Origin of the sequence: Blautia obeum ATCC 29174, from assembly GCF_025147765.1 — a bacterium.
Lineage (GTDB): Bacteria > Bacillota > Clostridia > Lachnospirales > Lachnospiraceae > Blautia_A > Blautia_A obeum.
On sequence record NZ_CP102265.1, the window covers coordinates 1,145,708 to 1,159,262 of the forward strand.

The 13,555-nt window shown below is 40.2% G+C and carries 13 protein-coding genes and 2 pseudogenes; all 15 read left to right on the forward strand.

Going from position 1 to position 13,555, the window contains the following annotated elements; genetic code table 11:
- The first annotated feature begins 40 nt into the window (after positions 1 to 40).
- The 15 genes and pseudogenes from NQ503_RS17740 (at position 41) to NQ503_RS05535 (ending at position 13,446) form a co-directional block, all read left to right on the forward strand.
- Positions 41 to 947, forward strand: a pseudogene (locus tag NQ503_RS17740) (site-specific integrase).
- A gap of 394 nt (positions 948 to 1,341) precedes the next feature.
- On the forward strand, positions 1,342 to 1,800 hold the full coding sequence (locus NQ503_RS05470) for a DUF6075 family protein (RefSeq protein WP_005426619.1): 459 nt from the start codon (positions 1,342 to 1,344) through the stop codon (positions 1,798 to 1,800).
- On the forward strand, positions 1,800 to 1,976 hold the full coding sequence (locus NQ503_RS05475; protein WP_005426617.1) for a hypothetical protein: 177 nt from the start codon (positions 1,800 to 1,802) through the stop codon (positions 1,974 to 1,976). The genes NQ503_RS05470 and NQ503_RS05475 overlap by 1 nt, the downstream gene beginning before the upstream one ends.
- 23 nt (positions 1,977 to 1,999) lie before the next feature.
- Complete coding sequence (locus NQ503_RS05480) at positions 2,000 to 2,776, forward strand: ParA family protein (protein WP_005426615.1); 777 nt, start codon at positions 2,000 to 2,002, stop codon at positions 2,774 to 2,776.
- Positions 2,769 to 3,125, forward strand: a pseudogene (locus NQ503_RS05485) (ParB/RepB/Spo0J family partition protein); the annotation flags it as partial. The gene NQ503_RS05480 and the pseudogene NQ503_RS05485, both read left to right, overlap by 8 nt.
- 677 nt (positions 3,126 to 3,802) lie before the next feature.
- A complete protein-coding gene (locus tag NQ503_RS05490; RefSeq protein ID WP_044924620.1) occupies positions 3,803 to 5,614 on the forward strand; it encodes a reverse transcriptase/maturase family protein in 1,812 nt (603 codons plus the stop codon).
- 81 nt (positions 5,615 to 5,695) lie between these two features.
- On the forward strand, positions 5,696 to 6,262 hold the full coding sequence (locus tag NQ503_RS05495) for a ParB/RepB/Spo0J family partition protein (RefSeq protein WP_259893452.1): 567 nt from the start codon (positions 5,696 to 5,698) through the stop codon (positions 6,260 to 6,262).
- Between the two features lie 22 nt (positions 6,263 to 6,284).
- Positions 6,285 to 7,364: a DUF6017 domain-containing protein gene (locus NQ503_RS05500; RefSeq protein ID WP_044925930.1), complete on the forward strand. Its 1,080-nt coding sequence runs from the start codon at positions 6,285 to 6,287 to the stop codon at positions 7,362 to 7,364.
- Positions 7,361 to 7,747, forward strand: a complete 387-nt coding sequence (locus NQ503_RS05505) for a DUF6050 family protein (protein ID WP_005426609.1) — start codon at positions 7,361 to 7,363, stop codon at positions 7,745 to 7,747. The genes NQ503_RS05500 and NQ503_RS05505 overlap by 4 nt, the downstream gene beginning before the upstream one ends.
- Entirely contained in the window at positions 7,713 to 8,000 is a 288-nt protein-coding gene (locus NQ503_RS05510) for a DUF6809 family protein (RefSeq protein WP_015541255.1), read from the forward strand. The genes NQ503_RS05505 and NQ503_RS05510 overlap by 35 nt, the downstream gene beginning before the upstream one ends.
- Positions 8,001 to 8,162: 162 nt before the next feature.
- Positions 8,163 to 8,537, forward strand: a complete 375-nt coding sequence (locus NQ503_RS05515; RefSeq protein ID WP_005426605.1) for a helix-turn-helix domain-containing protein — start codon at positions 8,163 to 8,165, stop codon at positions 8,535 to 8,537.
- On the forward strand, positions 8,534 to 9,340 hold the full coding sequence (locus NQ503_RS05520) for a hypothetical protein (RefSeq protein WP_005426603.1): 807 nt from the start codon (positions 8,534 to 8,536) through the stop codon (positions 9,338 to 9,340). The genes NQ503_RS05515 and NQ503_RS05520 overlap by 4 nt, the downstream gene beginning before the upstream one ends.
- A 124-nt stretch (positions 9,341 to 9,464) precedes the next feature.
- Entirely contained in the window at positions 9,465 to 9,947 is a 483-nt protein-coding gene (locus tag NQ503_RS05525; RefSeq protein ID WP_044925928.1) for a PcfB family protein, read from the forward strand.
- Between the two features lie 119 nt (positions 9,948 to 10,066).
- Positions 10,067 to 13,105, forward strand: a complete 3,039-nt coding sequence (locus NQ503_RS05530) for a DUF4368 domain-containing protein (protein WP_044926015.1) — start codon at positions 10,067 to 10,069, stop codon at positions 13,103 to 13,105.
- Positions 13,102 to 13,446, forward strand: coding sequence for a TnpV protein (locus NQ503_RS05535; protein ID WP_004845299.1), 345 nt, complete (start codon positions 13,102 to 13,104; stop codon positions 13,444 to 13,446). Before NQ503_RS05530 ends, NQ503_RS05535 begins: the two co-directional genes overlap by 4 nt.
- The last annotated feature ends 109 nt before the right edge of the window (positions 13,447 to 13,555 follow it).

Sequence of the window (13,555 nt, forward strand, 5' to 3'; positions counted from 1 at the left end):
CCAAGTTAAATGAACATTTGATGAAGGAGACTAAAATATTATGAGTGAAAAAAGGAGAGATCATAGAGGACGTATATTACACAATGGAGAAATGCAGTTATCGGATGGCAGATATCGATTTAAGTATGTCGATGAGATGGGAAAGGAGCGCTGCGTATATAGCTGGCGCTTAGATCGTAACGATGCAACTCCGAAAGGAAAACGACGCACATCATCACTTCGGGAAATGGAAAAGAAAATCCAGGCAGATCATTTTGAGCAGATTGCAACAAATGGCGGGAATATAATAGTACTGGAACTGGTTGAAAAATATACATCAACCAAAACCGGTGTCAGACCTACTACAGTTGCGGGATATGGAACAGTTATCAATTTATTGAAGAAAGATCCATTTGGAAAAAGAAGGATTGATACGGTTCGGATTTCGGATGCAAAATTGTGGTTTAACGATTTCTGATATTGATTTCAAGGAGCATACGATCAACATCGATCATCAATTGCAGAAAAAATCAAAAATTGGATATTATATTCAAGAGACTAAGACAACCAGTGGAACGAGAAAGATACCTATGACTGCGGATGTAGAGGAATGCTTTCGGAAAATAATAGAAAAACGGAACCCGCCCAAAGCAGAGCCTATGGTAGATGGAAAAAGTAGATTCTTATACTTTGATAAAAACGGAAGTATTTGTTATTCTCTGCACTGGGAGCATTACTTTCAACACATCATTCAGAAATATAATAATACTTACAAAGCGCAGATGACTGTCATTACACCGCATGTATGTCGGCACACCTATTGTTCAAATATGGCAAAATCCGGAATGAATCCAAAAGCATTGCAATATTTGATGGGCTACTCAGACATCAGCATAACGCTGAATACATATACGCATGTAAATCTTGAGGATGCCAGGGAAGAAGTTGCCCGGATTCAGGTTGTGTAATTACGATTTTTAATTGAAAATAGCAAGGTGTAAAATAGAAAAATATACACCTTATTTTACACCTTTTGCGGACGATATTATGCGAAAATAAACCAGGTTATGCCAGAAAGCAAAAATTTACAAAGGCTTACAAAGCCCGAAATACCAAGAAAAACTAAGAAATGCGAGGTTATGCAACAATGATAAAAGTGCTCTTTATCTGCCACGGCACTACCTTAGCAAAATTCTGAAAAACCTTGATTTTACAGTATATTTTTGAACCAGTAGGGATGTTTTACTAAGTTTTTACTAAAGAGGAATCCCTAGCACGAATTTAGAAAAGTAACATATAGTATGACCTTATTAATTGGTAGAACAATTGGTAAGGTCCTTTTTTATTTCAAGGAGGTTCAAAATGAAAAGTACAGCGTTAGGAGCAGAAAACATTATTTTTATCAGTGATGCACATGAAAAATTCTACTATGAAAAATTACAAGAAGTACGGTATCAGGATGTGTACCATAAGGCATTGTGTTATTGCCTGGGTATTAATGGAGATACCAGAAAAAATGCTGACAGAATTTATAATTTTAAAACGGGGTCTGTTAAAACGAAATGTTTACATGAAGGATGGCAGACAAGCGGTAGCTTAAAAGTGGTAAGGATGGCATTTAATCTGTACTGTAACAGCACGCCAAGCGTTTGGGATTATGAAGATGCAGAGGAACAGGTAAACGAGTGCAGACAGTATACAGTAGAGGATATCTTCTGCTGTGTATATGCACCATATTTTTGGCAGGCAATACAGATCCGTTATCCGGAATATGTAGTGTACAATCAAAAGTTACATGCCATGCTTGGAGGAATAGATTAATGCTGAAAGTGAGACTGATGGGAACAAAAAATGATATTGCATGGTTTCAGAAAATCCTGCAGCGTCATCCTAAAATTGAAGTTATGGAATTATCGGAACTTTATTCCAATAAAGGGACGAGCAAATATTATAGAGCTTATGCTGAAATTGAAAAAAGTAATGTAAATAAAAAATAGTAGAAAAACAGGAGAATTATATCATGTGCAAAATAATCGCAATCGCAAATCAAAAAGGTGGAGTAGCAAAGACTACAACCACTATTAATCTTGGAGTAGGACTGTCTAAGGTTGGAAAACGTGTAATGCTGATAGATGCTGATCCACAGGGACATTTGACAATGGGACTTGGTTTTCCAAAGAACTTAAGGGTAACATTGAAAACAATGATGGAAAATATCATTATGGGATTAGAATTTGATCCCAGGGAAGCAATTTTACACCATGAGGAAGGAATAGATGTAATTCCATCTAATAAACTTCTTTCAGGAATGGACATGTCATTATTTACGGTAGAGGACAGAGAAAAAGTCTTAAAAGAATATCTGGAACTTTTGGAAAATGATTATGACTATATCCTGATTGATTGTATGCCCTCGTTGGGAATGATGACAATTAATGCGTTAAGTGCAGCTGATAGCGTTTTGATTCCGGTGCAGCCTCAATACTATGCGGCAGATGGTCTCATGGAATTACTGAAAGTTGTGAAAGGCATTCATCAGAGATTTAATCCTGATTTACAGATTGAAGGGATTCTGTTTACAATGGACAGCAGTCATTATAATAATTCAAAGAGAAATAAGCAGGCAGTACGAGATGCTTATGGAGCAGAGATTATAATTTTTGATCAGACAATTCCAAGAACAGAAGCTCTTGCCGAAACTGCATCAGAAGGTGTCAGTATTTTTTCTTACGATGCAAAAGGAAAAGGTGCGTACAGTTATCAAGCACTTGTCCAGGAGGTGCTGAATCATGCGTAAACCTAAGAAAGAAATTCAGCTTACTTCTTATGATGAATTGCTTGGAATCAATGAAGCCGAACAGAATACTCTTAATCAGATTGTTGAAGTGCCATTAAATGAGTTACATCCTTTTAGAAATCATCCATTTCATGTAAATGATGATGAAAAAATGGCTGAAACAGTAGAAAGTATCAAGAATTATGGCATCTTAAATCCTGCATTGGTACGTCCTCGCGCAGAGGGAGGATATGAACTGATTGCTGGTCACAGGAGAAAACGTGGTTGCGAACTGGCTGGAAAAAGTAAAATGCCAGTACTCATACGGAACTATACCGATGATGAAGCCGTAATCGTTATGGTGGATTCTGTGCGCCCGTAAGGCGGTTGGGGTGGACACCCAATTGTCGTGGGTCATTGTGATTTTACTATGAGAAAGTAATAAGAAAAATTATCAAGTGCAAAAAACACAATCTTATCGTCAACAACTAACCTCGAGTGGAAACATGAAGGGGACAACAGCACGTTTGTAAAGGCACAAGTCAGCGAATCTTCCAAGCTGCGACTGAGTGTCGAGGCGAAAGGTACTATATAAGGATGAAGGCTAAACTGCTTGAAGGAAAGTCAGAGGCTGGAGCTAACCATCTCCACACCGAATGGAAGATGTTACGGTGGTACGTTGGCGGATTAGTATTTTGCTGTCTGCAATCCGCGGGATAATCAACGTAAGCCAGCCATAAGTAATGGAAAATGACGAAAACTCCCATACCGATAATAGTACAACTTATCACAATGAAGCTAAACGGGGATTACCTAAACTGAAATGCCCAAGTGGCTATGAGTAATGCCGAAAGGTGAAAAATCTCAAGTGTAAAAAGCAAGAGAGATGACTCTGAATATTCAGCATGGTAACGGAGCCGTCGTAGTAGTTCGAGGACCTTGGATTGACAAGGATAGCCGTAAAATCGGAAGCGAATAATAACGCCCACATGGCGAAGGACGGCAGTTTATCATTCAATACTAAAACGAGGAAGGATGTGTGAGACATTGAGAGAACCAGTAAAGGTATTGAAAAGTCTTTCAGAACAAGCAATAAACAAACAGTATAAATTTAAAAGATTATATCGGAATTTATACAACCCAGAGTTTTATTTTCTAGCTTATAAGAATATAAGCCAATCTCAAGGAAGTATGACATCTGGTGTGGATGGCAAAAGCCTAGATGGTATGAGCGAGAAGCGAATAAGTGCTCTCATCGAAAGCATTAGGAGTTTCAGCTATCAGCCGAATCCCGCAAGGCGAGTGTATATTGAAAAGAAAAACAGCACAAAGAAGCGTCCATTGGGAATTCCATCAACAGAAGACAAATTAGTACAAGAGGTTGTAAAAATGATTCTTGAGAGTATATATGAACCAAATTTCTCAGACTGCTCTCATGGATTCAGACCTAAAAGAAGCTGTCACTCGGCTTTACAGCAAATACAGAATCAATTCACCGGAATCACATGGTTTGTAGAAGGTGATATTCATGCCTGTTTTGATAGCTTTGACCACCATGTGCTAGTGAATATTCTGAGGGAGAGAATCGAGGATGAAAATTTCTTGGCTCTCATTTGGAAAATGTTGAAGGCAGGCTACATGGAGCAATGGGCTTATAACTGCACTTTCTCAGGAACTCCTCAGGGTTCAGGAGTAAGTCCAATATTGGCAAATATATATCTGTCGAAGCTGGACGATTTTGCGGAAAACTTAAAGAAAAGCTTCAATAAAGGTAAATCAAAAGAAAACCTTGAGTATCAAAGGGCAGCAAGCAAATTATACTACATCAGAAGAAAAAACCGAGCAAATTGGGAAAATTGGAATGAGCAACAAAGAAAGGAAGCTCTGCGGCTGCAAAAGGACGCTATTAACTACATGCACAGTTTACCAAGCAAGAGAGCAAACAATAAGGAATACAAAAGTCTGGTCTATTGTAGATATGCGGATGACTTTCTAATTGGAGTCATAGGTTCATTCGAGGATGCATCTGAAATCAAGGAAAAATTCAGAGTATTTCTCGAGGATACTCTGCATCTTGAGATGTCCGAAGAAAAGACCAAGATAACACATAGTCAAGATAAAGCAAGATTTCTTGGATATGATATCACCACCGCAAAGAACTCAGCGCTTAAGTATGACTCAAAGCATCAATTAAGAAAAACTCATACGGGCAGAATTAAATTGTACGCCCCAAGAGATAAATGGCAAGGTAAATTGACGGAGTATGGTGCTCTAAGGATTAGGTATGACAAAAATGGCAAGGAAATATGGGATTCACACCACAGAGGAAATATGGTTCACATGACAGACGTGGAAATAGTGTCGCAAGTAAATGCGGAAATCAGAGGAATGTACAATTATTATTCCATTGCCGAAAATGCAACAGTCATCAAAAACTTTGCATTTATCTTGGAATATAGCATGTACAAAACCTTCGGACTGAAATATCGAAAGAGTGTTTATAAGATACAGAGAAAGTACCGCAAAAACGGGATATTCATGGTTCCATACAATACAAAGAAGGGATTGAGATACTGCGAGTTTTATCATGACGGATTCAAAAAGAAACGTTATGCATGCGGTTTCGAGCCTGACTTATTGCCACAATACGTCAAATATGATAATCCGAATTATCTGAGGACAAGGATTAAGCTAGGTGTATGTGAACTTTGTGGTGAAAACACAGGTGATATATGCATGCACCATGTAAGATCATTGAAATCAATCCAAGCAGACAATGAATGGAATACTATTATGTTGGCTAAGCGTCGCAAGACACTTGCAGTTTGTCCGAACTGCTATGCCAAAATCACGAAATAACTGAAAGACTATGGTAAATGGGAAGCCGTATACATCGAGAGATGTACGTACGGTTTCGGGGCGAGGCTATGGAAACCTGTCTTGGAGACAAGGCAAGGCGCTGTGGTCTTAGCCTACAATATACAGAGAGAAAATTTGCTTCCAAGCGAAAAGGCATATGCTTATAAGATGAAGATGGATGCAGTAAAACATCAGGGCATAAAAGACGAAAACGCAGCTTCTGTTGACAGTGCAGATCTGGTTGGACAGGCTGCCGGTGACAGTGGAAGAACCGTTCAGCGTTACATACGCTTGACCTGTCTTATTCCGGAATTGCTGAAATTGTTGGATGAAGGAAAGATTAATTTTACAGTAGGTGTTTCATTAACCTATTTATCAGAAACGGAGCAGATTTGGGTGAAAGACTGCATAGTGTCTGGAGCAAGCTCTGTTACAGGTTCAATGGCAACAAAACTGAAGCAATACAGCGATGAAGGTAATCTGACAGAATTAGCGGTACAGCTTATTCTGAATGAAAAGAAAACAGAGACAGGAAAAGTTACTTTAACTGAAAAGAAAATACGAAAGTATTTTCCAAAGGAATATAACAGAGAACAGATTGAACAGGTTATCTATGAACTGCTTGATAACTGGAAGAAAAGCCAATAACGAGGGAAGGAGGGAAAGCAAAATGGCAAAATCCGAAAGCACAAAAATAGAGTTTGGTTATTTTCACGATTATGAATCGGAACAGTTTGCTTTTTACCGTATTCCCAAAGTATTATTCACAGATGAATATTTCCGTAATCTGTCCAGCGATGCAAAGGTTCTTTATGGGCTGATGCTGGACAGAATGGCTTTATCTATCAGACATCAGTGGTTTGATGAAGAGGGTAAGGTTTATATTATTTTTACTGTTGAACAGGTTATTCAGTATATGAATTGTGGAAGAGATAAAGCAATGAAAACGCTTGCAGAACTGGATACCAAAAAGGGAATCGGATTAATTGAAAGAGTCAAACAAGGATTTGGTAAACCGGATATTATTTATGTAAAGAACTTTATTTTAAGGACATCAAAAGATGTTAAAAACAATGATGAATCCGAAGAGAGTATTCAACAAAATCGAGAGGTCGAAGAAGTCGACTTATCGGAGTCGGAAAAATCGACTTATCGTGGTCGGAAAAATCGACTTCAAGGGGTCGGAAAAACCGACTTCAAGAGGTCGGAAAATACGACTTATCGTGGTCGAAAAATCAGAACTACAGAAGTCGGAAAAACCGACCCTAATAATACTAATTATAATTATACTGATATTAGTAATACTGACAGAAGTAATACTGATCTTATCAATCTTTCAGATTCTTCCGAACAGCAGTCAATGGATTTGATGGAAGAGATGGAGTTATTCCAGATGAATACTGCACTTGTAAAAAGAAATATTGAATATGACTGTCTTGTACAACGATGCAGACTGGGGGAACAGCAACAGTTGGATGAAATTGTGGCACTAATTGTGGAAACAATCAGCATAGAACGGGAGAATATTACGATCAGTGGAGTGAAATACCCATATCAGTTCGTAAAAAGCAGATTATTGTTGCTGGAAGAAAGCCACATAGAGTATGTACTTGACTGTCTGCATGAGAATACCAGGGAAGTAAAGAACATAAAAGCGTACTTGCTTACCTGTCTTATGAATTCAATAACGACAATAGGCAATTATTACCAGGCAAAAGTAAATCATGATATGTACGGAGGTGGCATATGAGAGGAAAAGAAATTATAACAAAATTGATAATTCCTGGTGCAATAGCTATGATTATCTGCTTAATTGTTCACCCTATGTGCATGAATGGTGAAATATTAGACTGGAGAAAATTATTGCTTTTTGTGGGAATACCTTTCGGAATCCAGAAAATGTTTTTGTTGGTCGTTCCAAGAAATGTGGGGACAGGGGAAATGCTTGGTTTGGTGGTACTTAAACTGATGGTAGGAAGTTTGATTGGAATAGGGGTTCTTGCCTGGAGATTATTAGCTGTAGCAGGCATTTTGCTAAAAAACGGCATTTCTGGAATTATATGGATCATAAAAAGACTGAAAGAAATGGTGATCAAAAATGAGCGAAAAGCAACTGGAAAAATTGTATTATAGCATTTATCCAATGAATCAATGTGAGACACAAAGTAAAAGTTATGAAGAGACAAAGGAACTGTGTGAAACATTAGAAAAGGAAATGATAAGTCTAATGAGTCCGGATCTGCAGGCAATGTTTGAGGATTACAAGGAATATACTTTAAATCTTAAACAAACAGAACAGAGAGACGCTTACATAGATGGATTAGCGTTTGGGATTCGCACAATTTCGGAAGCCTTTTTACATGAGAACAAAAATAGAATATGGTGATTGAAAAAGCAGTCTGTCAAGGCTGCTTTTTCTGTACCGCTTACATAGGAGAATGAGATGTGATTGATTTGATAATTATTATTATGGCAGGAATAGTGCTTTTGTTTTTGCTGTCTTGTTGCTTTATGGTTGCAAGGCTATTGGATGAGGAAATATCTATGTATGGATATGAAGGAAAAGAAAACTGGGAAAGGGAACAACTTCCCGACAAATTGTCGAGAAGTTCAACAGATGAAAGACATGGAGATAAATGAAAAGATTCGTTATTTTCGGAAACAGAGAGGGCTATCGCAGGAGCTGCTTGCAGAACGAACAGGAATTAATGTGAATACAATTCGGAAGTATGAAATAGGCATACGAAAGCCGAAAGTAGAACAATTAAAGAAAATTGCGGATGGACTTGAAATTAGTGTAATAGAATTTTTGGATATTGAAATAGAAAATGAAGCGGACTTGATTGCTATGCTGAAAAAAATCAGTCCGTTTTTTAAATGGGACGGATTGCTTCATGTATTGGTGGGGGAAAAGTTTTTATGATTGGTGTTGGAAGTGCATTGGTATCACTGTTGCTGATCTTTGTTTGTTATTCACTGACACTGACAGCGAAAAGAGCAGATGAAAATTTATTGATGATTTGTGAAAAGAATCAGAAAAATGAAGAAGAGAGAGGAAACCGAGAAATGGAATCCCAGAGAGACATTTTAAGAGTAATTGAAAAAGAAATCAAAAAAGGAAGTGCGCCAGTTGCATTTGCAGGTTTGGGGTTTTCCGAGGAATGTTATCATTTGGTAGATAGTCAGGCTAAGATGAACCAACTTTTAGATTATTTTTTTCGCAATGAAGAATACGCAGCTTTGGCAGAGCGGCAGGTGAAAAGTAATATCTATGCAGAAATGGGCAAAAGGCTGAATTTCCGTAGTGCCAGATCTGATCGAGACAGAAAGAATATGGAGGTAGCGGCAAAACGATGGATTAAGAAAAAGCATCCAACATTTGATGGTGATGTATATGTCGAAAATATCCGGTGTTTTCTGGACATTTCCCAAGAAGAGTTAGAAAAACGTAAATGTACAGTCAATGAACAGGATACGACAGCACTTATTTTCAGCCAGAAACATCTTGAAGCATTATACTTGCAATGTCTTATGCACAGACGAAATGCGATGCAAGAGATTCCGGAATTAAAAGGTTTGTCAGAAACGTGCAACAGGATTTATAAATTGCAGGATGTAGATGTATTATTTCAATGCCTGCTGATGGATCAGATGGATTGGGAAGAAGAAAAGTTATATGTGCAGTTCAGCACAATTTATTTATTGAAGCAGACAGTGAAAAATTAAAACCCATGACTTCTCGACAATTTGTCGGGAAGTGGAAAGGAGTCAAATTCCAATGAAAATATATCTCCCCCATCTGTTAGTACCACCGTAATTTGCTGATCAGAATCGAAAGGAGGCGTGCAAATTGCAGGAAGAAGTTACACAGAAAACAATCGCATTGTCGGTTAAAACTGCAAGAGTGACTGCCGACGTGTTAAAAAATATGCTGCGGAAGTATCTGTCAGGACAGAAGCAAAAGGGAAAGAATCCTTATAAGGTTGGAAAACAGTCATACAAAGAATTGAAAAGCCAGGGTTCTGGTTTATCCAATATTGAAATCACAGATGGAAATATCAAGTCCTTTGAGCGTGTGGCGAAAAAATACCGTTTAGATTTTGCCTTGAAAAAAGACAGTTCGACCAAGCCACCGACCTACTATGTGTTCTTTAAAGGGCAGGATACAGAAATGATGAATCTGGCATTTAAGAAATATTTGGGTGTCCAGATGAACAAAAAGGATAAGCCATCTATTATGGAAAAACTTATGCACTTTAAGGATGCTGTGTCTAAAGGAAAGAACAGAGAACGAGCAAGAGAACAGCAGAAAGACAGAGGGCAGAGTTTATGACTGAGAAAAAACAGCAGCATAAGAAGAAAAGAGGAAAAGTTCAGCATATCAGAGGCTCTCCGAAAAAGAGAAAAATATCTGGAAAAGCTGTTTTTTCCTCAGAGAGTATCCCAGGAAAAATGCTTGCAGATGTGAAAAATCTGATTACGGACAAGGTAAGTGAATTGAAGAGGGCAGATCAGAAAAAGCTGTTTTTAGCTAATTTCCCCTATCTGATGTTTGCCTATTTTTTCAATAAGATTGCCTGGTTGTATCGGGTAAACACCGGAGCAACTTCCTGGGATAAATTTATGAATACCATTACTTATTTTGAACTGGCATTTCAGAATCTCTGGCCAAGTTTGAATCATATAGATTTGTTGTGTGGAATCGCAGGCGGCGTGGCTGTAAAGCTTATTATTATTTACCGCACGAAAAATGCCAGGAAATATCGGCTGGGTGTGGAGTATGGTTCTGCCAGATGGGGAACAGAAAAAGATATACGACCATATGCTGATCCTGAATTTGAAAATAATATTATTCTCACAGAAACAGAGAGTCTTACTATGTCAAGCAGACCAAAGAATCCGAAATACGCCAGGAATAAAAACATTCTGGTAATTGGCGGTTCCGGTTCTGGAAAAACCAGATTTTTTGTAAAGCCTAACATTATGCAGATGCACAGCTCCTATGTGATTACTGATCCAAAGGGAACTGTGCTTCTGGAGGTTGGCAGTATGCTGGCAAAAGGCAGTCCGATGACGGATGAGAATGGAAAAATCGTGCGGGACAAAGAGGGAAAAGTTATATACGAACCATATAAAATCAAAGTTTTGAATACAATTAATTTCAAAAAATCCATGCACTATAATCCATTTGTATATATCCGCAGTGAAAAAGATATTCTAAAACTGGTAACAACCATTATTGCTAATACCAAAGGTGAAGGGCAGCAATCAGGTGAGGATTTTTGGGTAAAGGCGGAAAAACTCTATTATTGTGCCCTGATTGGTTATATCTGGTATGAAGGCAGGGAAGAAGAAAAGAATTTTAATACTCTGTTGGAAATGATCAATGTGTCAGAAGCCAGGGAAGATGATGAGAATTTCAAGAATCCAGTAGATCTGATGTTTGATGAGCTGGAGCAGAAAGACCCGAACCATTTTGCAGTAAGGCAGTACAAAAAATACAAGTTGGCTGCCGGTGTTGTATGCTCTAAAAGACTTCTTAATCAAGCGGTTGGGAAGTCTCTTAGAACACACAACCTAAAACCGAAGAAAGGAGCGCAAGTTATGAGAAAAAACGAGAAAATCACTGCTCTGTACGAACGACTGAGCCGTGATGACTTTGGCAAAGATGATGACCAGCAGCGTGAGAGCAACTCCATATCCAATCAAAAAGCAATGTTGGAGGAGTTCGCCGCACGGCAGGGTTTTACAAACATTGTCCATTTCACGGACGATGGCATTAGCGGCACCTGCTTTGACCGTCCCGGATTTTTAGCAATGATGAAAGAAGTGGAAGCCGGGAATGTGGAGTACCTGTGTATCAAGGACATGAGCCGCATGGGTCGTGACTATCTGAAAGTCGGTCAGATTATGGAAATCCTGCGTCAGCGTGGCGTTCGCCTTATCGCCATCAATGACGGCGTGGACAGTGCCAGAGGGGACGATGATTTTACCCCTTTCCGCAACATTATGAACGAGTATTACGCCAGAGACACCAGCCGTAAAATCCGTTCCACTTTCCAGTCCAAAGGCAAGTCCGGCAAGCACCTCACAGGCACAGTCATTTACGGCTATCTCTGGAACGAAGCCAGAGACCAATGGTTGGTTGACCCCGAAGCCGCAGAGGTGGTCAAGCGTATCTTTGCCATGACGATTGAGGGCTACGGTCCGTATCAGATCGCCAGCAAGCTGAAAGAAGAAAAAATCCTCATTCCGTCCGCTTACCTTGCCCAGCACGGCGAGGGCGTGAACAAGAATAAGACTTTCAAAGATGTGTACGGCTGGGGTTCTTCCACCATCTGCAACCTTCTTGAAAAGCGTGAATATCTGGGACACACCATCAATTTCAAGACCCGAAAGCACTTCAAGGACAAGAAAAGCCATTATGTCCCGGAGGACGAATGGACGATTTTCGAGAATACCCATGAAGCTATCATTGACCAGCAGACCTTTGACCTTGTGCAGAAAATCCGTGGGAATGTCAGACGCTACCCGGACGGCTGGGGCGAAGCGGCTCCCCTCACAGGCTTGCTTTATTGTGCCGATTGCGGCGGCAAGATGTATGTCCACCGTACCAACAACGGCAAGCGTATTTCTCAATATACCTGTTCCCAATACAGCAAAGTCCCAGTTGGAAAGCTCTGCACGACACAGCACCGTATCAATGAAGATGTGGTACTGTCCCTTGTCTCTGAAATGCTCAAAGCCATTGCCGAGTATGCGAAGCATGACCGAGCCGAGTTTGTCCGTGTGGTGCAGGAAGCGCAGTCCAGCCAGCAGACGGCAGAGGTCAAGAAACAGCGGACACGCCTTGCCACCGCAAAGCAGAGAGTTTCCGAGCTGGAAGTCCTGCTCTGTAAAATCTATGAGGACAACATTTTAGGAAAGCTGTCCGACAGCAGATACGCCACTCTGGACGCTCAATACGAAAAGGAACAGTCCGAGCTTACCGCTGAAATCTCTGTTCTGGAAAAGGCAGTCAAGAGCTATGAGAAGCACGAAAAGGACGCTGACCGTTTTATCGCTCTGATTGATAAATATGAGAACTTCGACAAGCTGACCATTGCTATGCTCAACGAGTTTATCGAGAAAATCCTTGTGCATGAGCGTGACCGCAAGGGCAGTATTCAGACCACACAGGAGGTCGAGATTTACTTCAATTTCGTGGGTCGTTTCGTTCCCCCTGCGTTTGGCGAAGTGGAGCTTACCCCGGAGGAATTAGAGGAAATCCGCAAGCGTGAGGAACGCAAGGACAGGCTCCACCAGAACTACTTGAAGCGGAAAGCCAGCGGAGCGCAGAAGCGATACGAGGACAAAATCAAGGGGAGAAAAAAGGCAGAAATCGAAGCCAAGAAAGCCGCTATTCGTGCGGAGGATATTGCAAAGGGAGTGTTCGTCCCTGTCAGCAGTTTACCGCAGAGAGAGCCGATGAAAGGAGTACAAACAGCATGAATATCACTTATACACAGAACGGCGATTATCTTATCCCGAACATCGTTATCCGCAAGACCAAGCCCCTCGGACACTACGGCAGACTTCGCAAGGCGTATCTGGAAATGCACCGTCCGATACTGTTCAATGAGCTGGTGCTATCCGACAAGCTCTTTGAGCATTGCGCCGAGATTGACGAAGCGGCACGAAACCGCATGGAGCTGATCGTGCGGTCACTGGCAGAGCAAAACGGCGTGACCGAGCAACTAAAAGCCAAAAACCAAATGGAATGGGTGCGGCAGATGAACGCTTGCAAGGCACAGGCAGAGGAGATTGTGAAAGCGGAATTGATTTATGATTGAGCGAGGAAGTCCGGGCAGAAAACTGTTCGGACTTTTCTCATGTAGTCCAAAGTTGCGGTAGAATTGTTCACGAGTTTTATGGTACAATTTATGCGAATAAAGAAAACGG

Coding starts and splice junctions, on each gene's coding strand:
- NQ503_RS05510 (WP_015541255.1), top strand. CDS start 7,713: ATGAGCGAAAAGCAACTGGAAAAATTGTATTATAGCATTTATCCAATG.
- NQ503_RS05480 (WP_005426615.1), top strand. CDS start 2,000: ATGTGCAAAATAATCGCAATCGCAAATCAAAAAGGTGGAGTAGCAAAG.
- NQ503_RS05535 (WP_004845299.1), top strand. CDS start 13,102: ATGAATATCACTTATACACAGAACGGCGATTATCTTATCCCGAACATC.
- NQ503_RS05530 (WP_044926015.1), top strand. CDS start 10,067: ATGCTTGCAGATGTGAAAAATCTGATTACGGACAAGGTAAGTGAATTG.
- NQ503_RS05475 (WP_005426617.1), top strand. CDS start 1,800: ATGCTGAAAGTGAGACTGATGGGAACAAAAAATGATATTGCATGGTTT.
- NQ503_RS05515 (WP_005426605.1), top strand. CDS start 8,163: ATGGATATGAAGGAAAAGAAAACTGGGAAAGGGAACAACTTCCCGACA.
- NQ503_RS05505 (WP_005426609.1), top strand. CDS start 7,361: ATGAGAGGAAAAGAAATTATAACAAAATTGATAATTCCTGGTGCAATA.
- NQ503_RS05500 (WP_044925930.1), top strand. CDS start 6,285: ATGGCAAAATCCGAAAGCACAAAAATAGAGTTTGGTTATTTTCACGAT.
- NQ503_RS05470 (WP_005426619.1), top strand. CDS start 1,342: ATGAAAAGTACAGCGTTAGGAGCAGAAAACATTATTTTTATCAGTGAT.
- NQ503_RS05520 (WP_005426603.1), top strand. CDS start 8,534: ATGATTGGTGTTGGAAGTGCATTGGTATCACTGTTGCTGATCTTTGTT.